The organism is Leclercia sp. S52 (assembly GCF_039727615.1).
Lineage (GTDB): Bacteria > Pseudomonadota > Gammaproteobacteria > Enterobacterales > Enterobacteriaceae > Enterobacter > Enterobacter adecarboxylatus_B.
In genome coordinates this window covers 1961596-1983342 of sequence record NZ_CP152474.1, presented here as the reverse complement: position 1 = coordinate 1983342, position 21747 = coordinate 1961596, and the positions used below count along the sequence as shown (strand labels likewise).

22 protein-coding genes and 3 pseudogenes are annotated in these 21747 nt (G+C 54.5%); 11 read left to right on the top strand and 14 right to left on the bottom strand.

All coding sequences use genetic code 11. The features are described 5' to 3' along the window. Positions 1-29: 29 nt before the first annotated feature. The 3 genes from rpmI to thrS form a co-directional block, all read right to left on the bottom strand. Entirely contained in the window at positions 30-227 is a 198-nt protein-coding gene (rpmI, locus tag AAHB66_RS09515) for a 50S ribosomal protein L35 (RefSeq protein WP_003030583.1), read from the bottom strand. A 96-nt stretch (positions 228-323) separates the two neighbouring features. Then, positions 324-866 (bottom strand): translation initiation factor IF-3, encoded by a 543-nt coding sequence (infC, locus tag AAHB66_RS09510; protein WP_059287945.1) that lies wholly within the window; start codon positions 864-866, stop codon positions 324-326. Between the two features lie 3 nt (positions 867-869). After that, entirely contained in the window at positions 870-2798 is a 1929-nt protein-coding gene (thrS, locus tag AAHB66_RS09505; protein WP_347116011.1) for a threonine--tRNA ligase, read from the bottom strand. 314 nt (positions 2799-3112) lie between these two features. Here thrS and yncL point away from each other — a divergent pair, with 314 nt between their 5' ends. Both yncL and yniD read left to right on the top strand, forming a co-directional pair. Then, on the top strand, positions 3113-3217 hold the full coding sequence (gene yncL / locus AAHB66_RS09500; RefSeq protein WP_071886456.1) for a stress response membrane protein YncL: 105 nt from the start codon (positions 3113-3115) through the stop codon (positions 3215-3217). A gap of 108 nt (positions 3218-3325) precedes the next feature. Beyond that, positions 3326-3433, top strand: coding sequence for a small membrane protein YniD (yniD, locus tag AAHB66_RS09495; protein ID WP_347116010.1), 108 nt, complete (start codon positions 3326-3328; stop codon positions 3431-3433). A 177-nt stretch (positions 3434-3610) separates the two neighbouring features. Here the strand turns inward: yniD and AAHB66_RS09490 are convergent, their stop codons facing one another. Further along, positions 3611-3844 (bottom strand): hypothetical protein, encoded by a 234-nt coding sequence (locus tag AAHB66_RS09490; RefSeq protein WP_347116009.1) that lies wholly within the window; start codon positions 3842-3844, stop codon positions 3611-3613. A 255-nt stretch (positions 3845-4099) separates the two neighbouring features. After that, positions 4100-4858 carry a YdiY family protein gene (locus AAHB66_RS09485; protein WP_347116008.1) on the bottom strand — a complete coding sequence of 253 codons (759 nt, stop codon included), beginning with the start codon at positions 4856-4858 and terminating at the stop codon, positions 4100-4102. Positions 4859-5151: 293 nt separating this feature from the next. Between AAHB66_RS09485 and pfkB the strand changes: the two are divergent. The 3 genes and pseudogenes from pfkB to AAHB66_RS09470 all read left to right on the top strand — a co-directional run bounded on the left by pfkB (position 5152) and on the right by AAHB66_RS09470 (position 7431). Then, positions 5152-6085 (top strand): annotated as a pseudogene (gene pfkB, locus AAHB66_RS09480) (6-phosphofructokinase II). Between the two features lie 88 nt (positions 6086-6173). Continuing rightward, positions 6174-6464: a type V toxin-antitoxin system endoribonuclease antitoxin GhoS gene (gene ghoS / locus AAHB66_RS09475; protein WP_347116007.1), complete on the top strand. Its 291-nt coding sequence runs from the start codon at positions 6174-6176 to the stop codon at positions 6462-6464. 105 nt (positions 6465-6569) lie between these two features. After that, a pseudogene (locus AAHB66_RS09470) lies at positions 6570-7431 on the top strand (fructosamine kinase family protein). A gap of 37 nt (positions 7432-7468) precedes the next feature. Here the strand turns inward: AAHB66_RS09470 and AAHB66_RS09465 are convergent. Then, positions 7469-8005: a YniB family protein gene (locus tag AAHB66_RS09465; protein WP_347116006.1), complete on the bottom strand. Its 537-nt coding sequence runs from the start codon at positions 8003-8005 to the stop codon at positions 7469-7471. Positions 8006-8150: 145 nt separating this feature from the next. On the opposite strand from AAHB66_RS09465, the gene hxpB reads away from it, so the two are divergent. The 4 genes and pseudogenes from hxpB to AAHB66_RS09445 all read left to right on the top strand — a co-directional run bounded on the left by hxpB (position 8151) and on the right by AAHB66_RS09445 (position 11934). After that, positions 8151-8819, top strand: coding sequence for a hexitol phosphatase HxpB (hxpB, locus tag AAHB66_RS09460; protein WP_347116005.1), 669 nt, complete (start codon positions 8151-8153; stop codon positions 8817-8819). A 147-nt stretch (positions 8820-8966) separates the two neighbouring features. Next, a pseudogene (kduD, locus tag AAHB66_RS09455) lies at positions 8967-9729 on the top strand (2-dehydro-3-deoxy-D-gluconate 5-dehydrogenase KduD). 92 nt (positions 9730-9821) lie between these two features. Continuing rightward, positions 9822-10412, top strand: coding sequence for a metal-dependent hydrolase (locus AAHB66_RS09450; RefSeq protein WP_347116004.1), 591 nt, complete (start codon positions 9822-9824; stop codon positions 10410-10412). 130 nt (positions 10413-10542) lie between these two features. Beyond that, positions 10543-11934, top strand: coding sequence for an L-cystine transporter (locus AAHB66_RS09445; RefSeq protein WP_347116003.1), 1392 nt, complete (start codon positions 10543-10545; stop codon positions 11932-11934). Positions 11935-11991: 57 nt separating this feature from the next. On the opposite strand, the gene cedA is transcribed toward AAHB66_RS09445, so the two are convergent. After that, positions 11992-12246 (bottom strand): cell division activator CedA, encoded by a 255-nt coding sequence (gene cedA / locus AAHB66_RS09440; RefSeq protein WP_347116448.1) that lies wholly within the window; start codon positions 12244-12246, stop codon positions 11992-11994. Positions 12247-12444: 198 nt separating this feature from the next. Between cedA and katE the strand changes: the two genes are divergently transcribed. Continuing rightward, positions 12445-14703, top strand: coding sequence for a catalase HPII (katE, locus tag AAHB66_RS09435; protein WP_347116002.1), 2259 nt, complete (start codon positions 12445-12447; stop codon positions 14701-14703). 130 nt (positions 14704-14833) lie between these two features. Here the strand turns inward: katE and chbG are convergent, their stop codons facing one another. The 7 genes from chbG to osmE all read right to left on the bottom strand — a co-directional run bounded on the left by chbG (position 14834) and on the right by osmE (position 20684). Then, positions 14834-15592, bottom strand: coding sequence for a chitin disaccharide deacetylase (gene chbG / locus AAHB66_RS09430; RefSeq protein ID WP_347116001.1), 759 nt, complete (start codon positions 15590-15592; stop codon positions 14834-14836). Between the two features lie 11 nt (positions 15593-15603). Next, positions 15604-16959, bottom strand: coding sequence for a 6-phospho-beta-glucosidase (locus AAHB66_RS09425; protein ID WP_347116000.1), 1356 nt, complete (start codon positions 16957-16959; stop codon positions 15604-15606). A 102-nt stretch (positions 16960-17061) separates the two neighbouring features. Continuing rightward, positions 17062-17880: a transcriptional regulator ChbR gene (chbR, locus tag AAHB66_RS09420; protein WP_333850000.1), complete on the bottom strand. Its 819-nt coding sequence runs from the start codon at positions 17878-17880 to the stop codon at positions 17062-17064. 28 nt (positions 17881-17908) lie between these two features. After that, entirely contained in the window at positions 17909-18262 is a 354-nt protein-coding gene (chbA, locus tag AAHB66_RS09415; RefSeq protein ID WP_337015457.1) for a PTS N,N'-diacetylchitobiose transporter subunit IIA, read from the bottom strand. Between the two features lie 46 nt (positions 18263-18308). Further along, positions 18309-19667, bottom strand: coding sequence for a PTS N,N'-diacetylchitobiose transporter subunit IIC (gene chbC / locus AAHB66_RS09410; protein ID WP_347115999.1), 1359 nt, complete (start codon positions 19665-19667; stop codon positions 18309-18311). Positions 19668-19751: 84 nt separating this feature from the next. Continuing rightward, a complete protein-coding gene (chbB, locus tag AAHB66_RS09405; protein WP_347115998.1) occupies positions 19752-20069 on the bottom strand; it encodes a PTS N,N'-diacetylchitobiose transporter subunit IIB in 318 nt (105 codons plus the stop codon). 273 nt (positions 20070-20342) lie between these two features. After that, a complete protein-coding gene (gene osmE, locus AAHB66_RS09400; protein WP_106993615.1) occupies positions 20343-20684 on the bottom strand; it encodes an osmotically-inducible lipoprotein OsmE in 342 nt (113 codons plus the stop codon). A gap of 231 nt (positions 20685-20915) precedes the next feature. On the opposite strand from osmE, the gene nadE reads away from it, so the two are divergent. After that, entirely contained in the window at positions 20916-21743 is an 828-nt protein-coding gene (nadE, locus tag AAHB66_RS09395; RefSeq protein WP_032617717.1) for an ammonia-dependent NAD(+) synthetase, read from the top strand. Positions 21744-21747: the final 4 nt, after the last annotated feature.

Here is a 21747-nt window from a genome sequence, read left to right as displayed (position 1 = left end):
TCTTAGTAAAAAAATTAAACGTTAACGGCTTATGCGTACGGGAGGCACGCGATAACCAGACCCAGATCGCCTTTAGACACAAGGCCTTTTGGACGCAGGTGACGTTTACGCTTAGTAGATTTTTTGGTCAGAATATGACGCAGGTTTGCGTGCTTACGCTTAAATCCACCACCACCGGTTTTTTTGAAGCGCTTAGCAGCACCGCGTACGGTCTTAATTTTTGGCATCTTAATAACTTCCACTTCGCATTGTTAAATAAACGAAACCCAGGCGAACAAAACCTGCGAAGCCTGTCGGCTCCACAGGAATTGCTACTTGAAGGCCTACTGTTTCTTCTTAGGAGCGAGCACCATGATCATCTGGCGGCCTTCGATCTTCGTAGGGAAGGATTCGACTACTGCCAGTTCACTCAGATCTTCACGGACGCGGTTAAGCACTTCCATGCCGATCTGTTGGTGGGCCATCTCACGACCGCGGAAACGCAGTGTGATCTTGGCCTTATCGCCATCTTCCAGAAAGCGTATCAGGCTGCGGAGTTTTACCTGATAATCGCCATCGTCGGTACCAGGACGGAATTTGATTTCCTTAACCTGGATAACTTTTTGTTTTTTCTTCTGTTCCTTAGAAGACTTACTCTTTTCATAAAGGAACTTGCCGTAGTCCATGATACGACAAACTGGCGGTTCGGCGTTAGGGCTGATTTCAACTAAATCTACTCCAGCTTCTTCAGCCTTTTCGATCGCTTCTCTCAGACTCACAATCCCCAGTTGCTCGCCTTCCAGACCTGTTAAGCGAACTTCCTGGGCGCGAATCTCGCCATTGATACGATTCGGACGTGCCGTTTGAACTCGTTTTCCGCCTTTAATACCTTATTCCTCCAGTTGTTGAAGACTGCGGCTGCGAATCTCTTGTTGCAGCTTCTCAATCACTTCATTTACGTCCAGGCTGCCCAGGTCTTTACCACGGCGGGTGCGAACGGCAACTTTGCCTGCTTCCACCTCTTTATCACCACAGACCAACATATACGGGACACGACGTAAAGTGTGCTCGCGGATTTTAAAGCCAATCTTCTCATTTCTCAAGTCTGCTTTTACGCGAATGCCCGCATTTTGTAGTTTCTGCGTCAATTCTTTAACGTAATCAGCCTGAGAATCGGTAATGTTCATCACCACTACCTGCACTGGCGCAAGCCAGGTTGGGAAGAAGCCCGCGAACTCTTCGGTCAGGATGCCGATGAAGCGCTCCAGTGAACCGAGGATAGCACGGTGAATCATTACCGGCACCTGACGCTCGTTGTCTTCGCCAACATAAGAGGCGCTTAAACGCTGCGGCAGGGAGAAGTCCAGCTGTACAGTACCGCACTGCCATGCACGATCGAGACAGTCATACAGGGTAAATTCAATTTTCGGACCGTAGAATGCGCCCTCGCCCAGCTGGTATTCAAACGGGATACCGTTCTCTTCCAGCGCCACGGCGAGATCCGCCTCAGCACGATCCCAGGTCTCATCGCTACCGATACGTTTTTCCGGACGCGTTGAGAGTTTGACCACGATCTTCTCGAAGCCAAAGGTGCTGTACATATCGTAGACCATACGAATACAGGCGTTAACTTCATCACGTACCTGATCTTCAGTACAGAAGATATGCGCATCATCCTGCGTAAAGCCACGAACACGCATCAGACCGTGCAGCGCACCTGATGGCTCGTTACGGTGGCAACTACCGAACTCCGCCATACGCAGCGGCAGATCGCGGTAGGATTTCAGACCCTGGTTAAAGATCTGAACGTGGCCTGGGCAGTTCATTGGCTTGATGCAGTATTCACGGTTCTCAGAAGAGGTGGTGAACATCGCATCTTTGTAGTTGTCCCAGTGGCCGGTTTTTTCCCACAGCACACGGTCCATCATGAACGGGCCTTTCACTTCCTGATACTGGTACGCTTTCAGCTTGGAACGCACGAAAGTTTCCAGCTCGCGGAAGATAGTCCAGCCGTCGTTGTGCCAGAAGACCATACCCGGCGCCTCTTCCTGCATATGATACAGGTCGAGCTGCTTGCCGATTTTACGGTGGTCACGCTTCGCCGCTTCTTCCAGGCGCTGCAGATACGCGCTCAGGGCTTTTTTGTCTGCCCAGGCGGTACCGTAGATGCGCTGCAACATCTTATTGTTGCTGTCGCCACGCCAGTAAGCGCCCGCGGTTTTCATCAGTTTGAAGTGATGGCAGAAGCGCATGTTCGGCACGTGCGGTCCACGGCACATGTCGATGTATTCTTCGTGATGATACAAGCCAGGCTTGTCATCATGAGCAATATTCTCGTCAAGAATAGTGACTTTGTAGTTTTCGCCACGCTTCACGAAGGTTTCACGCGCTTCGTGCCAGCTTACGGTCTTCTTGATGACGTCGTAGTTGCTCTCAGCCAGCTCGTGCATACGCTTTTCGAGGGCTTCGATATCTTCCTGGGTCAGCGTGTGGTCAAGGTCAACGTCATAGTAGAAGCCGTTGTCGATAACCGGGCCGATAGCCATTTTGGTGTTAGGCCACAGCTGCTTGATCGCATGACCGAGCAGGTGAGCGCACGAGTGACGAATGATCTCCAGACCTTCTTCGTCTTTCGCGGTGATGATCGACAGCTTCGCATCGTTTTCAATTAAATCGGAAGCATCAACCAGCGCACCGTTTACGCGGCCAGCAATAGTGGCTTTCGCCAGACCCGGGCCGATATCCAGCGCAACATCCATTGGGCTGACGGCGCAGTCGAAATGGCGTTGGCTGCCATCAGGAAGAGTAATTACAGGCATTTTATGTCCTTATTTGCAGTGATGCCCCACACATAAGAGCATATGCAAAGAAAATAATCTTTAATTTACAGTGAATTGCAAAGCCATCTGACCAACAATCGTCAAATTGGCCCGCAATCATGCACAGGATCGAAATCAGAAAAATGGCAATTTACGATCAGCTTGTTGATGGTAACACTAACGCCAGGGTGAAAACACCCTTCCGGGCAGATTGAACGCGTTAGTACTTTTGCATGAGTTTAACGTGGAATTTCAAACAGCTTCTCGCAATACCGGGTGGCTGAGCTATTCTTGAACAGGTCCTTCAATACACTATGGGGCATATTATGAACGTATCCAGCAGAACAGTCGTTATCCTGAACATTCTTTCTGCCACCGCATTACTTGTGATTCTGGCGGATAAGTTTCACTGGTTTTGACGCTCGTAGCTGTAAGCGCCTGACGCGTTAACCTCCGGCGAAGCGCAATTATTTTTGCTCTTTGGTAGACTTGCCAGTCAACCGCGACCAAAGAACAAGGATGATATGATGCCGACGAAACGCTTTTCAAAAAAATACTGGAAGATGGTGATTGTCTTAATCACCCTTTGTGCTGCCTTAATGTTATTACGCTGGGCAGCGATGCTTTGGGGTTAATCTCATCTTCCCTCTTCTGTCAGATAAGCAGTTTTTTTGCAAAACATAACGAATATAAACTTACGTTTTAATTAACTTTACACAAACAGCAGAAATAAAAAAACCGGTACATCAGAATCCGGTTTTTTTAGCGGCAATAACGGCCAGTAAATCTATTTAGCGTGCCTGACGAATCAATCAGGACCATTCACCGGCAACCAGTTTATGCACGTCGAACGCGTCGTCCATGGATTGCCCGGTAGATTGCGAACCTGGGGCAATGTTCGAACCGGCTTCTACATCAGAGGCTTTGGTAATGCCCACTTGTGCAGAGCTGTCACTGGCAGAGTTATATACAGAATCAGCGGCAAATGCGCCGAAGGATAGTGCGGAAAGCACTATTGCTGCAGATGCAGTAGTGATTTTATTCATGATGTTTTTCTCTTACTGAATTAATACAGACCAACTTAAGGCAATATCTAGCCTGTCCTGATAGTTTAGATCTGGATCACACTTTTGCCTAGTCAAAATATTTATCAATTCGTGTCAAATAAACTGAATGTTAACAAAACGGGGAATTATGGAGAGAATATGGAGATATCAGCTACCGTGTTATTTTAAAACACTGTTTATTATTTATCAGCACAAAAATTAAAAACGGGCCAATATATTATTGGCCCGCTGCCATTACATTTTATAGCCCAGAGAGACGACAGTTCTGCGATCGGTATGTTCCGGTGCAGACGCTGGCGGCTCAGAGTTCCAGGTCACGTTGTAGGCCACTTTCAGCCCGAAATGGGCGTTAATCGCCACGTTCAGCGCGGTCTCGGAGTTGACGGTGGTGTCGTCAGCGCCAAAGACAGAGACGCCCTGGCTAAATTTGGCGTTATCGGTCATCTGCCAGGCGTAGGTACCGGACGCATAGCCCAGCGGCTGGGTTTCGGTATCGCCATTGGTATATTCGTCGTAACGTACACCCGGACCAAATTCAAAGCGGAAGCTATGTACCGGACCATTCAGGAACTGGCGACCATAACCGGCTGTTGCCACATCACGCTCACGGTAGCCGTTGTAGCGGTCGGTCAACCAGCTTGCCTGACCAAACAGATAGTCGAAGTCGGTCATGTTGTAACGGCTACGCCCACCCACCGCATATTTCTCGGAAGAGCGTTCATCGTTAGAAGAGGTGTTGCTGGCGTTACCCCACAGCGACCAGGCGGTGGTGTTGCCGTACCAGGTCATGGTGGTGTCGGCGGTCAGGGAGGAGCTTTTTGTATTGCCCGATTGCGCCAGATAACCTGCGTTCAGGTTGCCTTCAAAAGGTTTCTGTGCAGTGGAGGGATCGTCCATGACAGTAAAAACGGAATCATCGGCTGTTGCATGCATTGACGCAAACAGGCCTCCCGCCACCATCATTGCAGCGGGTACTGTCTTTAAGAGCTTCATTTATAAAGAGTCCGTACAACAAAAAAAGAGACCATTACGGTCCCGGAAACTTTCTTGCGGATCAATGCCATGGGATCCCGCGAAAGGTAACAAATTATAAAAAGGCTCAAATAACATAGCAATGATTTCTTGTTTCATTTTTGGAATAAGAACGATCTCAAACCAGCCGGTTATTTATAAATAAAAGTCACGGCGCGCAACGATATTTATATTGGAAATCATATTGTTATTTACTTTCCCTTCCGCAGGTTCGGTGCCAGGCTTAAGGCTATCCTCATTCACAGGAGATCAGCATGGATCGTATCTTTACGTTGACGCTCTCCCCTTCCCTGGACAGTGCAACCCTAACGGCACAACTCTATCCGGAAGGGAAGCTCCGCTGCAGCGCGCCCGTTTTCGAACCCGGCGGCGGCGGGATTAACGTGGCGCGTGCCATTGTTCACCTCGGCGGAAAAGCCACCGCCATCTTTCCCGCAGGAGGCGCGACGGGCGAACACCTTGTCTCGCTTCTGGCTGATGAGCAGGTCGCCGTGGAGACGGTCGATGCCCATGACTGGACCCGGCAAAACCTGCACGTGCATGTTGAATCCACCCACGAGCAGTACCGCTTTGTGATGCCCGGCGCGACCCTGAGCGAAGATGAATTTCGCCAGCTGGAAGAGAAAGTGCTGGCCATCGAGACCGGCGCGCTGCTGGTCATCAGCGGCAGTCTGCCCCCCCGGCGTAAAAACCGAACGCCTGACGCAGCTGATCCGTGCGGCGCAACAGAACGGCATCCGCTGCATCGTTGACAGCTCCGGGGAGGCGCTCAGCGCCGCGCTGGCTCTCGGCAACATCGAGCTGGTAAAACCTAATCAGAAAGAGCTAAGCGCCCTGGTCAATCGCGATCTCAGCCAGCCGGATGACGTGCGCAGTGCCGCCGAAGAGCTGGTGAAGAGCGGTAAAGCCCGCCGGGTGGTGGTGTCCCTCGGCCCACAGGGGGCGCTGGCCGTGGATGAAAGCGGTTCGGTGCATGTTGTGCCGCCGCCGATGAAAAGCCAGAGCACCGTCGGCGCGGGTGACAGCATGGTGGGTGCCATGACCCTGAAGCTGGCGCAAGGCGCGTCCTTACGGGAGATGACCCAGTACGGCGTAGCGGCTGGCAGTGCGGCGACCATTAATCACGGCACACGGCTGTGCTCGCTGGATGACACGCAGAAAATTTTCACATACCTGACCAATGCGTAACCGTTGCCCTCCCGGTGACCCGGCGAGGGCGACAAATGGCATGAATCGTCTATGCTAAAAAAATTTCGGGATAACAACGAGGTGAATTATGAGCAGTGGAGAGATCGCGCGCTACGTGGTAACCGTCAAAATTCATGAAGATTCACTGACAGAACTCAATGAAATCAACAACCATCTGACCCGCGGCGGTTTTTTACTGACCATGACCGACGACGACGGCAATCTGCATGAGCTGGGAACCCACACCTTCGGACTGGTCAGCCCGTTGAGTGAAGAGGAGGTGAAAGCGCTGGCCACGGGTCTGGTGGAGAGTGCCACCGGAAAAGAGCCGCAGGTTGAGGTCACGAGCTGGGAAAACTGGCAAAAGCAGCAACAATAAGTGCCACAGGGTCAACCAAACGGCACAGATGTGCGTTAGTTCGTGTTTTTTGACCATAGTTTCACGCTAACTTTATGATCTGGCAGACAACATGGGAGAGCGATCATGTGGCAGGCTATCAGTCATCTTTTAAGTGAACAACTGGGCGAAGGTGAAATTGAACTGCGTAACGAGCTGCCAGGGGGGCGAGATCCACGCCGCATGGCATCTGCGCTATGCAGGACGCGACCTCTTCGTGAAATGTGATGAACGCGAGCTGTTACCCATCTTCACCGCGGAAGCTGACCAGCTGGAACTGCTCTCCCGCAGCAAAACCGTCTCCGTACCTCAGGTCTGGGCCGTCGGCAGCGATCGTGACTACTGCTTTCTGGTGATGGACTACCTTCCCGCCCGTCCGCTCGATGCGCACAACGCTTTTATCCTGGGGCAACAGATTGCCCGCCTGCATCAGTGGAGCGATCAGCCGCAGTTCGGTCTCGATTTCGATAACGACCTCTCAACGACTCCGCAACCCAACGCCTGGCAACGACGCTGGTCGACCTTCTTTGCCGAACAGCGGATTGGCTGGCAGCTGGAGCTGGCGGCAGAGAAAGGGCTGGAGTTTGGCAACATTGACGCCATTGTCGATCATATTCAGCAGCGTCTGGCCTCGCACCAGCCGCAGCCTTCGCTGCTACACGGTGATTTATGGTCGGATAATTGCGCGCTTGGCCCGAACGGCCCTTATATCTTCGATCCGGCCTGCTACTGGGGGGACAGGGAGTGCGACCTCGCAATGCTGCCGCTGCATCCCGAACAGCCGCCGCAGATTTACGACGGGTATCAGTCAGTCTCGCCGTTGCCGGCCGGTTTTCTGCAAAGGCAGCCGGTGTATCAGCTCTATACCCTGATGAACCGCGCCATTCTGTTTGGTGGTGAGCATCTGGTAACTGCGCAGAAAGCGCTGGAGCGGGTGCTGGCGGCGTAGCGCACAGGCTGCCGGGCAATAGCCCGGCAGCAAAGGCTTACACCAGACCGAGAAGGGAGAACAGGAAGTATCCGGCGACGATCATCAGCACCGGCAGCACGTAGAGCGTGAAAATTTGCAGGAAAATGGTGTGATTCGGCACCACGATACGCGATTCAATCTGCTCGCGGGTTAACCCCTCTTCCCCTTTCGCCTTCTCCAGAATCAGCTGAGCTTCCAGCCCTTCGCGAAGTAAGCGGGTCTGTCTGCGCATCCGCGCTCCGGAAGCCTGCAGCGCCAGGGCAATAAAGATCAGGGCAAAGATAATCCAGAATGCAATATTCATCCCCTGACGGAAGTCGGGCGTCGGGGAGTTGTACCAGAAGAAATTCAGGAACGGCGTGTTAAAGCGCATCATCTCGATCATGACGTGGGCAAAATCCAGCATCACGGCATTGATCCCCGCCTGCTTTTCGCTGTGGTCATAGATAAATTTCAGGACGGAAATAATGGTCGAGATCACCGCCGGGATAAAAATTACCCATCCGGCAATTATCTTCAGTATCGCAACACGTCCAGCTTGTTGATATGTCATCGGTTCCTCGTTGTTAAAATACATCCTTTGAGGCTAAGTCTACCTGCTGGTTGTCATTTTCGCCCGTTCTTTGCGGGTGATATGGTAAATTGCCAGGGTTAGGTAGCACTTACCCCTGATAAACACCCACGAAAGGAGAAGTTGCATGTCGACTCCGCGTCAAATTCTTGCAGCCATTTTTGATATGGATGGATTACTGATTGATTCCGAGCCGCTCTGGGATCGTGCTGAACTGGATGTGATGGCCAGCCTGGGCGTGGATATCAGCCGTCGTCACGAACTGCCGGACACTCTCGGCCTGCGCATCGATATGGTGGTCGAACTCTGGTATGCCCACCAGCCGTGGGTGGGGCCGGGACGGGACGAGGTCACCGACCGCATCATCAACCGGGCCCTGACGCTGGTGGAAGAGAACCGCCCGCTGCTGAAAGGCGCGCGTGAAGCCGTGGCGCTGTGCAAAGCACAGGGGCTGAAAGTGGGCCTCGCCTCCGCTTCCCCGCTGCACATGCTGGAAAAGGTGCTGATCATGTTTGATCTGCGCGACAGCTTTGATGCGCTGGCCTCGGCAGAAAAACTGCCCTACAGCAAGCCGCACCCGCAGGTGTATATGGACTGCGCCGCGAAGCTGGGCGTTGACCCGACCACCTGCGTGGCGCTGGAAGACTCCGTCAATGGCATGATTGCCAGCAAAGCGGCCCGGATGCGCTCTATCGTCGTACCCGCAGAAGAGAATCAGCATGATGCCCGCTATGCGCTTGCGGACGTTAAGCTCACCTCGCTGCAGGACCTCACCGTGGCGCATCTGCGCGGGTAATTAACGTCGGCGGGCAACGCCCTGTTGCCCGCAAACATGATCCACATAATATTTTTAAAACATCATTTCATTTTAGTTTGATATTCCCATACCCTGCTTCTATGCTTATCTCAGAACAACTATACCCCCCTACTTTCTGAGGTCTGTATGATACTGGATGCCTTTAATCTTTCAGGAAAAGTTGCCATCGTTACCGGCTGTGATACCGGGCTCGGCCAGGGCATGGCGCTGGGTCTGGCGCAGGCAGGCTGCGACATCGTGAGCGTCAATCGCCGGATCCCGGAAGAGACCGCCGCAGGCGTGAAGGCGCTGGGACGCCGCTTTCTGGCCATCCAGGCCGATCTCAGCAAGCAGGATGCCATTAACGCTATCGTCGAGCAGACGGTCGCCGGGATGGGGCGCGTCGATATTCTGGTGAATAACGCCGGCACCATTCGTCGGGAAGATGCCCTGACCTTCAGCGAGAAGGACTGGGATGACGTGATGAATCTCAACCTGAAATCGGTCTTTTTCCTGTCGCAGGCCGTGGCCCGCCAGTTCATCGCCCAGGAGCAAGGTGGCAAAATCATTAACATCGCCTCTATGCTGTCGTTCCAGGGGGGGGATCCGGGTTCCCTCTTATACCGCATCGAAAAGCGGTGTGCTGGGGATCACCCGCCTGCTGGCTAACGAGTGGGCGCACCACGGTATTAACGTTAACGCTATCGCCCCGGGCTATATGGCGACCAACAACACCCAGCAGTTACGCGACGACGAACAGCGTAGCAAGGAGATCCTTGACCGCATTCCGGCGGGTCGCTGGGGTAAGCCGGAAGATCTGCAGGGCCCGGCGGTATTTCTGGCTTCGTCGGCCTCGGACTACGTCAACGGCTATACCCTTGCCGTCGATGGGGGCTGGCTCGCACGTTAACAGCTTTGTGACAAAGAGTTACACCGTCACTGCTTCCGTATACTGTATAAAATCCCTATACTGGATGCATCGACAGTTTAGTGGGTTTTATCATGACGGCGGAAGGTCATCTGCTCTTTTCTCTCGCCTGCGCAGTGTTTGCCAAAAACGCTGAGCTTACACCGGTGCTGGCGCAGGGTGACTGGTGGCATATCGTGCCATCGGCAGTTTTGACCTGCCTGTTACCTGATATCGATCACCCCAAGTCGCTGCTCGGGCAGCGGCTGAAGTGGATCTCAAAACCCATTGCCCGCGCCTGCGGCCATCGCGGCTTTACCCACAGCCTGCTGGCGGTCTTTGCCGCGCTTATCCTCTTCTATTTAAAAGTGCCTGACAGCTGGCTGATCCCGGCGGATGCCATCCAGGGGATGGTGCTGGGCTATCTGAGCCATATTCTGGCCGACATGCTCACCCCGGCGGGCGTTCCCCTGCTGTGGCCCTGCCGCTGGCGTTTTCGTCTGCCGATCCTCAGGCCACAAAAAGGCAACCAGCTCGAGCGTGCCCTGTGCATGGCCCTGTTCGCCTGGGCGGTGTGGATGCCGCAGACGATGCCGGAAAACGGTGCCGTGCGCTGGTCTTCGCACATGATTAATTCCCTGCAGTTTCAGTTCAACCGCTTTATTCATCATCAAAGTGAGCAGTAACTGGACGAATTCAGGCGTTTTGGCATAACCCATTCCATTTGGATATAAGCGACCAGATCACACTTCTGATAATCTTGCGCCAACAAGGTCGGACCTAATACCGATCTGCTATTCAATCAGGAGAACTGGGATGAATTTTCCATTAATCGCGAACATCGTGGTGTTCGTCGGCTTACTGCTGTTGCTGGCGCAGTCGCGTCATAAGCAGTGGAGCCTGGCCAAAAAAGTACTGGTCGGTCTGGTGATGGGCGTGGTCTTTGGACTGGCGCTGCAGGCCATTTACGGTGCCAGCAACCCGGTACTGAAAGACTCTATTCAATGGTTTAATATTGTCGGTAACGGCTATGTTCAGCTGCTGCAGATGATTGTTATGCCGCTGGTCTTTGCCTCTATTCTGAGCGCGGTTGCCCGTCTGCATAACGCCTCGCAGCTGGGTAAAATCAGCGTTCTGACCATCGGCACGCTGCTGTTTACGACCCTGATCTCAGCCCTGGTGGGCGTGCTGGTCACCAACCTGTTTGGCCTGACCGCAGAAGGTCTGGTGCAGGGCACCGCGGAAACCGCGCGTCTGACCGCTATCGAGACCAACTATGCCGGTAAAGTGGCGGATCTCACCGTACCGCAGATGGTGCTCTCCTTTATCCCGAAAAACCCGTTTGCTGACCTGACCGGGGCTAGCCCGACGTCGATCATCAGCGTGGTAATTTTCGCCGCCTTCCTGGGCGTGGCTGCGCTGAAGCTGCTGAAAGATGACGCGCCGAAAGGCCAGCGCGTGCTGACCGCCATCGACACCCTGCAGAGCTGGGTGATGAAGCTGGTGCGTCTGGTAATGCAGCTGACCCCGTACGGCGTGCTGGCGCTGATGACCAAAGTGGTGGCAGGCTCTAACCTGCAGGACATCATCAAGCTGGGCAGCTTCGTGGTCGCCTCTTACCTCGGTCTGGGCATCATGTTTGTGGTGCACGGCATTCTGCTCGGCGTGAACGGCGTGAGCCCGCTGAAATACTTCCGTAAAGTGTGGCCGGTGCTGACCTTTGCCTTCACCAGCCGCTCCAGCGCCGCCTCTATTCCGCTGAACGTGGAAGCGCAGACCCGTCGCCTGGGCGTGCCGGAATCGATCGCCAGCTTCTCCGCCTCCTTTGGCGCGACCATTGGTCAAAACGGTTGTGCAGGTCTCTACCCGGCAATGCTGGCGGTGATGGTAGCGCCAACGGTGGGTATTAACCCGCTGGATCCGGTGTGGATTGCGACCCTGGTCGGGATTGTGACCGTCAGCTCTGCCGGTGTGGCCGGTGTGGGCGGCGGCGCAACCTTCGCCGCGCTGATCGTACTGCCTGCGCTGGGTCTGCCGGTGACGCTGGTGGCACTGCTGATCTCCGTTGAACCTCTGATCGACATGGGCCGTACCGCGCTGAACGTCAGCGGCTCCATGACCGCCGGTACGCTCACCAGCCAGTGGCTGAAGCAGACCGATAAAGCGGTACTGGACAGCGATGAACATGCGGAACTGGCGCACCGTTAATCGCCTCCCGCACTAAAAAAACCGCCTTCAGCAATGAAGGCGGTTTTTTATTATCTGTTAATCCTCAACTTCTTCTTCCTGGCGGACCTGTGCCGCCCAGCGCTGAGCCGACTCCGGGACGGTAAACGCCGGGGAACGGCGAAAACGCTCGCCAATCAGAACAAAGGCCACATATTTGCCGCGTAACAACCAGACGTCACGAAAGCCATCCAGTTTGCTGGCATGTTCTGGCGGCGCGGGTTCAACGCGGGGCTGGTAACTGATAACAGGACGATTTTGTTGGCGAAGAGGTTTCATAAGCAGCGGGTTCACTAAAGCAAACTCAAAAATCAGTAAATTCCTATCATAGCCGATTGCCCCTCCTGCGTCGCGTCCCACGTGCCCCATCAAGCGTAAGTGGTAGCTATAAATCGGGTTTTCACCCGGCTCATCCCCGGCATTGTTCTATAGTTAATGAGTTTTGACGCAAAGACGACCGCGTTTCAGCCATGAAAACAGGAGACGAGTGCAATGTCGCAAAATGATAAGACCCACCACCCGCAGCAATCCCCGGTCCATGATGAAAATGAAGCGAAACCCGGGCTGGACTCCCTGGCCCCGGATGATGGCTCCCACCGCGCCAGTCCGGTCCCTACCCCGCCGGGACAGGAGCCTACCGCGCCCGGTAGCCTGAAGGCACCGGACACCGGCAATGAAAAGCTGAACGCGCTGGAGGCGGTGCGCAAAGGCGGCGAAAACTTCCCGCTCACCACCAACCAGGGTGTACGCATCGCTGACGACCAAAACTCGCTGCGCGCCGGAACGCGCGGCCCGACCCTGCTGGAAGATTTTATCCTGCGGGAGAAGATCACCCATTTCGACCATGAGCGTATCCCGGAGCGTATCGTTCACGCCCGCGGCTCGGCCGCGCATGGCTATTTCCAGCCTTATAAAAACCTGAGCGATATTACCAAAGCCGCCTTCCTCTCTGACCCGGATAAAATTACCCCGGTGTTTGTCCGCTTCTCCACGGTACAGGGTGGCGCAGGCTCCGCCGATACGGTGCGCGATATCCGCGGGTTCGCCACCAAGTTCTATACCGAAGAGGGGATTTTTGACCTGGTGGGCAACAACACGCCGGTCTTCTTTATTCAGGATGCCCACAAGTTCCCCGATTTTGTCCATGCGGTGAAGCCGGAGCCCCACTGGGCGATCCCGCAGGGCCAGAGCGCGCATGATACCTTCTGGGACTATGTCTCGCTGCAGCCTGAAACCCTGCACAACGTGATGTGGGCGATGTCCGACCGCGGCATTCCCCGCAGCTATCGCACCATGGAGGGGTTTGGCATCCACACCTTCCGGCTGATCAATGCCGAAGGCAAAGCCACCTTTGTGCGCTTCCACTGGAAGCCGGTGGCCGGCAAAGCCTCGCTGGTGTGGGATGAAGCACAGAAGCTCACCGGGCGCGACCCGGACTTCCATCGTCGCGATCTCTGGGAAGCCATTGAAGCGGGCGACTTCCCGGAATATGAGCTTGGTTTCCAGCTGATCCCGGAAGAGGACGAGTTCAAATTTGATTTTGACCTGCTCGACCCGACCAAGCTGATCCCCGAGGAGCTGGTGCCGGTTCAGCTGGTGGGCAAAATGGTGCTCAACCGTAACCCGGACAACTTCTTTGCCGAGAACGAGCAGGCCGCTTTCCACCCAGGGCACATCGTCCCGGGGCTGGACTTTACCAACGATCCGCTGTTGCAGGGCCGTCTGTTCTCCTACACCGATACGCAGATCAGCCGTCTGGGCGGGCCGAACTTCCACGAGATCCCGATCAACAAGCCAACCTGTCCGTACCATAACTTCCAGCGTGACGGGATGCACCGGATGGAGATCGATACCAATCCGGCCAACTACGAGCCCAACTCTATCAACGATAACTGGCCGCGCGAAACCCCGCCGGGACCAAAACGCGGTGGCTTTGAGTCGTATCAGGAGCGCGTGGAAGGGACTAAAATCCGCGAGCGCAGCCCCTCTTTCGCTGAATATTACGCCCATCCGCGGCTGTTCTGGCACAGCCAGACCCCAGTCGAGCAGGAGCACATTATTGGCGCCTTCAGCTTTGAGCTGAGCAAAGTGGTACGGACCTATATCCGCGAGCGGGTGGTCGATCAGCTGGCGCGCATTGATATCACCCTGGCTCAGGGCGTGGCAGAGAATCTGGGGCTGACCCTCACCGACGAGCAACGTAATCTGGCCCCGCCGCAGGACGTCAGCGGCCTGAAGAAAGATCCGTCCCTCAGCCTGTATGCCGTTCCCGGCGGCGATATCAAAGGCCGCGTTGTGGCGGTACTGCTCAACGATACCCCGCGAGCTAACGACGTGCTGGCGGTACTGCGGGCGCTGAAGGCTAAAGGCGTACACGCGAAGCTGCTCTACTCGCGGATGGGAGAAGTGACCGCCGATGACGGCTCGGTGCTGCCGGTGGCAGCGACGTTTGCCGGATCGCCGTCCCTGACCGTTGATGCGGTGGTGGTGCCCTGCGGTGATATCCAGAGCCTGCTCAACAACGGGGATGCCGCCTATTATCTGCTGGAAGCCTACAAGCACCTTAAGCCGATTGCGCTGGCGGGCGACGCGCGGCAGTTCAAACCGCTGCTGAAGGTAGCAGATCAGGGTGAAGAAGGGATTATCGAAGGTGATACTGCGGCAGGCGCGTTTATGGACGAGCTGGTGTTGCAGATGGCGGCGCACCGGGTCTGGTCGCGTCGGAGTAAAATCGCGGCTATCCCAGCGTAAAAAATAGCCGGGTGGCGCTTGCGCTTACCCGGCCTACGATTTTGTTGATCCGGTAAACGAATGCCCCATTGGCACAGGTTTGCCGCGAATTGCCAGGCCGGGTAAGGCGAAACCGCCACCCGGCATTTCCTCATAGATCCCCGAACGTTCCCAGACGATACCCACGCTCGGCAATCGCATATTTCAGCGACGTCGAGGTCAGCACATCCAGCTCCGTCAGCCGCGGCCAGCAGTAGGCGCTTTTACGAATGGTGTTATCAATGAATGCCGGGTGCGCCATCACCTCCAGCGAGCGTTCGCCCTGCTGTACGGAGCGATCCAGCACGCTCAGGAACAACGCCTCGCTGATTTCATCGCCGTAAAATGCGCTGCTGAAACCGTCGGTGGTTGGCGGCAGATCGGCACTCAGCTCCTCAATGCCTTCGACCAGCGGATCGACACGCAGCGCCACCCCTTTGCGGCGGGCAAACTCGGCCACCAGCGGGAAGATGGCCGGGATCATATGCACATGATGATGGCTGTCGATATGGGTCGGCTCGCGTCCGAAGAGGTCGACAAAGCGATTGAACTGACAGTCCAGCTCGCGGGCAATCTCCTCCAGCGGCAACATCCCCTGCTCTGCCATCTCCCAGATCCATTTCCCCAGTTGTCCCTCGCGGGTCAGCCCCGGCATCGGCGTCAGCGGCAGGCCGAGGGTCAGAACAAAGTGCATCCCGACGCCCAGCTCCGGCAGCGCGCGGCTGAGTTGCGCAGCGTGCTCAATCGCATCGCCGTTGACCATGGCGGTGGTTGAGGTCACCACCCCGTGCCGACAGGCTTCCACGATGCCGTAGTTCTGCCCTTTTGAGAGGCCAAAATCATCGGCATTGACGATCAGCAGATATTCCATAGCGATCCCTCTTAGTGCTGCTCGCTTTTCAGTTTATCGATAGCGGCGGCAAAGTTCGGCAGCCATTTCTCATGGGCCAGAATCAGGTCGCGCGCCAGCTTCTCGGCGTCGCGATCGGACTGCACCAGCGGGCTCAGGTTCAGGGCGAGCAGCACGTCGTTCAGCTCGCCGCTGATCGCCGCCTGGCTTGCCGCCACCTCAAAGCCCTTAATGGTGTGGATCAGCCCCATCACCTTGTCATCGAAATGGGTCAGACGCGGATGCGGCTTCGCGCCCTCGCGGCCGAGGATGCAGGTCATTTCCACCGCCCAGTCCGCCGGAATATTATCAATGTGGCCGTGGTGCGGCACGTTGACGTAATGCTCCGCCTGCTTGTCGTTGTAGATGGCGTTGATCACTTCACAGGCCGCGTCGGAGTAATAGGCCCCGCCGCGCTGCTCAAGCTCTTTCGGCTTGACGTTCAGATCCGGGTTCTTATACAGATCGAACAGCTGTTTTTCCACCTTCTGCACTACCTGCGCCCGGGCGCCGCCTTTGTAGTACTCGCCCATCTCAATCGCCAGCATCTCTTTCAGCTTGAAGTAGTAGAGCAGATAGGAGCATGGCAGCAGGTTCAGGGAGCGGATCAGCCCTTCGCTGAACGGCAGGTCGAAGATATTCTTCACCGAGCTGGCTTTCAGGGTGCCAGACGCCACACCGTCCAGCAGCTCCGCAAAGCGCGACTGGCCGTTGACCAGCACGTCTTTGATAAAGACCATGTGGTTCAGGCCGAACAGGTCGATGGAGAGTTCGTCGTTGTCGGTCAGGGCCAGCACGTCGCGGATAAACATCTTCATGCCGATCGGAATATTACACACCCCGATAAAGCGTTTGAAATCGGTATGGCGGTAGACCGCTTCGGTCACCATCCCGGCCGGGTTGGTAAAGTTGATGACCCACGCCTGAGGGCAGATCTCCTGCACGTCTTTGATGATATCGAACACCACCGGAATGGTACGCAGCCCTTTGAACAGGCCGCCTGCACCGTTGGTCTCCTGACCCAGATAGCCGTAGCTCAGCGGGATGCGTTCATCCAGCTCGCGCGCCTTCAGCTGACCAACGCGCAGCTGGGTGGTAACGAAATCGGCATCTTTTAGCGCCTGGCGACGATCGAGGGTTTTATGCACGGTCATCGGTACGCCCGCTTTTTTAACCATCCGCTGACAGAGGTCGAAAATAATATCGAGCTTCTCCTGGCCCTCGGCTACGTCCACCAGCCACAGTTCGCTCACCGGCAGTTCATGATAACGCTTGAGGAACCCCTCCAGTAATTCCGGGGTATAGCTGCTTCCGCCGCCGATGGTCACTACTTTCAGTTTCTTTTGCATAATATTCTCCCTGGGAGATCCGCCATTAAAGTATAGCGATCCCGTCCCACTTATTTGGGCAAGTATTGAAGTCGATATTCCCGGCGGTGATTCCGCCGGACGTTAATTAATAACCGTGATATTTTTCCGGTAGCTGTTAGGTGTAAATGAGGTCAATTTCTTAAAGGTCTTAATAAACAGGCTCGGACTGCTGTAACCGGATTCATAAGCAATATCCGTCACCGAATAGTTGGTGATCTCCAGCTGTTTCCTGGCGAAATTGATCCGTATTTCATTAATTATTTGCACCGGCGTTTTCTGATAATAACGCTGGGTCGCCCGGGTCAGGTACTCCTGTGATTTACCCGACAGCGCCACCATATTCTCCAGCGCGTTTTCTCCAAAACGCAGTTTGTCGTGCATCATTTCAACGGTGGTGCGCAGCCATTGCGGGATGTCGTCCGTCGCCTGCTGCTCTTCGCGATAGTGGCGTAAGCGGTTGACGACGTAGAAGGTCACCGTTTCAATGAATTCATCAAATTCATTGTCACGAAAGTTAAGCGAGGCAATCACGGTGTCGATCCAGTTCAGGAATTCACTTTTGACGTGATAAACCTGCGAGGCGACAAAGCAGAACGGCAGCAGCGGCGCGTAATGGGTGTCGAAGAAGCGTTTACTGATCCCGACGTTGAGAATGCGTGTCGCGCCAAAGTCGTAAAAACTCTGATGGTGAGACCCCATCGGAATAAAGACAAAGTCCCCGCGCTCCAGCAGCACCCGCTTGCCGTTGATCTCCTGGAAATAGCGGCCGGTCAGCACAATGGTGAATTCATAGTAGTCATGCTGATGCAGACCGCTGATGCTCTCCACCTTGTTGTAGATAAACACATGAAAATTTTTACCATTGAACAGCTGTTGTTCCCGGGCGGTAGTGATTTCCATGGCGCTGACCTCCTGCTATCTGCCTGACTTACTGCATTTTCTCGTGAAGTTCGATGAGTTCCGCTACCAGCTCACGCGCCAGCATGGAGGTCATCAGATGATCCTGGGCATGTACCAGCACCAGGCTGACCTTCATCTTACCTTCACCCTGATCGCTTTCGATCAGTTTTGTTTGCACCAGGTGTGCTTCATTCAGCGCGGTGCGCGACTGGGCCATCATCTCTTTCGCAGTGGCGAAGTCGCCCTGTTTGGCTTTTTTCAGGGCACCGTACGCCAGGCTGCGCGCCTGACCGGAGTTGATGATAAGCCCCATCACCACTTCTTCAAGGTCGTTCTCTGCGACGTCTTCTGCTTCTGCAACAACATTCTCTAAATCAAACATCTCTGTTTCTCCTGTACTGACGCGGGTTGCCCCGCGTCATACGACATCAGAATTTCAGTGCGAGGGCGATCTCTTCTTCGCTCTCTTCTTCATCAATGGTGGTCTGGGCCTTGTTAGCGATGGCGACGAATGGCATGTAGAGCACGGTTGCCACACCGAGGTTAAATATCGCCAGCAGGAAGGCCGCTACGCTGCCGTTAGTGTTGAAGAAGGCCCCCAGGCCGGCTGGCATGGTCCATGGCGCAATGTTAGTGACCGGCGGGATAATCCCCAGGTAGTACGCGGTCAGGGTAATGGCAGCCAGCAGCGGCTGCACCAGGATGAACGGAATGAACATCACCGGGTTCATGATAATCGGCAGACCGAAGAGGATAGGCTCGTTAATCTGGAAGATGCCTGACGGCAGTGCCAGCTTCGCCACCTGACGGTGATCCGCACGACGGGAGGTGATAAACACCGCGATGATCAGACCCAGCGTCGCCCCGGTACCGCCCAGGAAGATGTAGGAGTCGAGCATCGGTTTAGCCCAAACGTGGAAGGTTTTGCCTGCCGCCAGCGCCGCGTCAACGGAGCCGTACTGCTGATAAAGCGCCACGTTTTCCAGCGCCCATGGGGTCATGATGCCGCTGTCCAGCGCGGCCAGCGCCAGAGAGCCGTGCACACCGAAGAACCACAGCAGAGAGGTGAAAATCACGTAAGCCCAGCCCACGACGCCACCCATAGAGGCCAGCGGAGTAGAGATGGTATCCATGATGATCTGGTGGAAGTTGGTGCCCCAGTGAGAGAGCGCCCAGGCGATGGTCCCCATGATGGAGAGAATAATGAAGCCTGGGATCAGCGCCGAGAAGGAGCGGGACACTGACGCCGGCACGCTGTCAGGTAAACGAATCACCCAGTTGCGACGAATGATAAAGGTAAACATTTCCGCCACGACCAGACCGATCACGATACCGGAAATGATGTTTGCCCCGCCCAGCCAGTTGGCGCCTACCGCATAGGCTTCACCGACGCTGTATGGCGTCACGGTCATAAAGGCGGCTACAGATAATAAACCGGCGGCCAGCGAGTCGACTTTACGCTCTTCCGCCAGCGCCATCCCAATAAAGAAAGGCGCCATCAGCGACATAATACCCAGCGTACCGTTGTACACATTGCCGCCGATGGCCTTGAAACCATTTAACGTTTCAATAGTTGAGGGATCTAAACGAACACCTAATGAATAGAAGAATGAGCCATCACCGAAGCTAAGAAAAACGTTGTTAATTAAAACGAACATGGCCCCGGCCAGGGTTAACGGCATTACTTTAATAAAGCCGTTTTTAATGGCGTTGACATGCGGTTGCTTTCCTATTTTAACTGCAAAAGGAAGGAGTACCTTTTCAAGCGCAGCAATAAATCTACTCATAGAAAATGCCCTTAAATGCCGCAATAATATTGCGGCGTAAGTTTGTGTGAAATTGCTCTTTGACGGGAAAAATAAAAAATTAAATTAATTAGCAGCTTTTTTAATCGCTGCTACAGCAGCTTTAAGAACACCTAACCCATCCACTTTGCCGTACAGCGCAGAGTCGATCACTTCAACCGGCTTATTCGGTAACAGACGTTGGATCTCCGGCAACATATAGGCAATTTGCGGACCTAACAGCACGACATCCGCGTTAGTGCCTTTCTCGCCTGCCAGAGTTTCCGGGAAGGCTTCAATAATGACCGGTACTTCGTACTTCTCTGCCTGCGCGCGCATCTTTGACACCAGCAGTGACGTTGACATGCCCGCTGAGCAAAACAGATAGATATGTTTCTTTTCCATAGCAATTTCCCTCTTATGTGCTCACCGCTTTCGCCGCGATATCCCCGCCTTGACCGACCGGATTCCCTCGCTGGCGTATCTGATGAATGAAGTATACGGCAACTGATTTCCTGGGGATAATCCGAAAGGGACCACAATTGTCTCTCCTTGACCTGTCGTTATGACACCCTTCACATTTTAGGTAAATAATTCGCGGTGAGAATTAAGATAGATGGCGACGTAAAAAAACCGGCCAGGCGGCCGGTTCGTCTCTTTGCTCAGGAAAAGGTGTTATCAGGCCTTAGGTGCCTGCGGATCGGTATCATATTCCGCACAGGTCTGGTAGCCGGAGTTAATTACGTGGCCAGTATCGTCGAGGGCCACAAAGTAAGTTTCTGTTTTACCATCCCGTTGACCCAGGATGTAAGTCTGGCAGGTACCACGAGCGTGGATCATCGTCACCTCTGATGACGGCTTACCGGCAAGCTGCTGTACCTGTGCACGGCTCATCCCTTTTTTAACGTCTTTTACGACGGGCTCTTTAAACTGGTCCGTCGTACGATCATACGCGGTACACCCTGCCAGCAAAGTCATTACAGCCGCTGCGCCTAACATTCCTGCTAAATTCTTGTTCATATTCCGTCCTCTTGTTTATCAGCGTGTTATGTAAGCCTGGAATAGAAAATCACATTTTTCAACCTCAAGCGTGACGGCAAAGATTTTTCGGAAAATTCCTGTAAAACAAATATAAGCTGCTAAATCGCCTGATTTCGCCCCATTCAAATGTGTGATCCTTGTCGTTTTCCCCATGACGAGTTAGCTTTAACAGAACATTCATCAGGCAAATTTGTGTAACGGAGGGGCTAAATGGCTCTGCAACAAGAAATTATCCAGGCGCTGGGTGCCAAACCCACTATCAATGCGGAAGAAGAGATCCGCCGTAGCGTCGATTTTTTGAAATCCTATTTAACCCGCTTCCCGTTCCTGAAGTCGCTGGTGCTGGGCATCAGCGGCGGGCAGGACTCCACCCTCGCCGGGAAGCTCGCCCAGATGGCCATTAGTGAACTGCGTGCCGAAACGGGTAACGAATCCCTGCAGTTTATCGCGGTGCGCCTGCCCTACGGCGTGCAGTTTGACGAGCAGGATTGCCAGGATGCTATCGCCTTTATCCAGCCGGATCGCGTGCTGACCGTGAATATTAAAGAAGCGGTGCTGGCCAGCGAAAAAGCGTTGCGCGACGCGGGCATTGAGCTGAGCGACTTCGTGCGCGGCAACGAAAAGGCCCGCGAGCGGATGAAAGCCCAGTACAGCATCGCCGGGATGACCAGCGGCGTGGTGGTGGGCACTGACCATGCGGCCGAAGCGCTGACCGGTTTCTTCACCAAGTATGGCGACGGCGGCACCGATATTAACCCGCTGTTCCGACTCAACAAGCGCCAGGGCAAACAGCTGCTGGCCGCGCTGGGCTGCCCGGAGCATCTGTATAAGAAAGCCCCTACCGCAGATCTGGAAGACGATCGCCCTTCCCTGCCGGATGAAGCCGCGCTGGGCGTGACCTATGAAAACATTGACGATTATCTGGAAGGCAAGACGCTGGATGAAGGCACCGCCCGCATTATTGAAGGCTGGTATCTGAAGACTGAACACAAACGTCGCCCGCCGATCACGGTATTCGACGATTTCTGGAAACAATAATTCT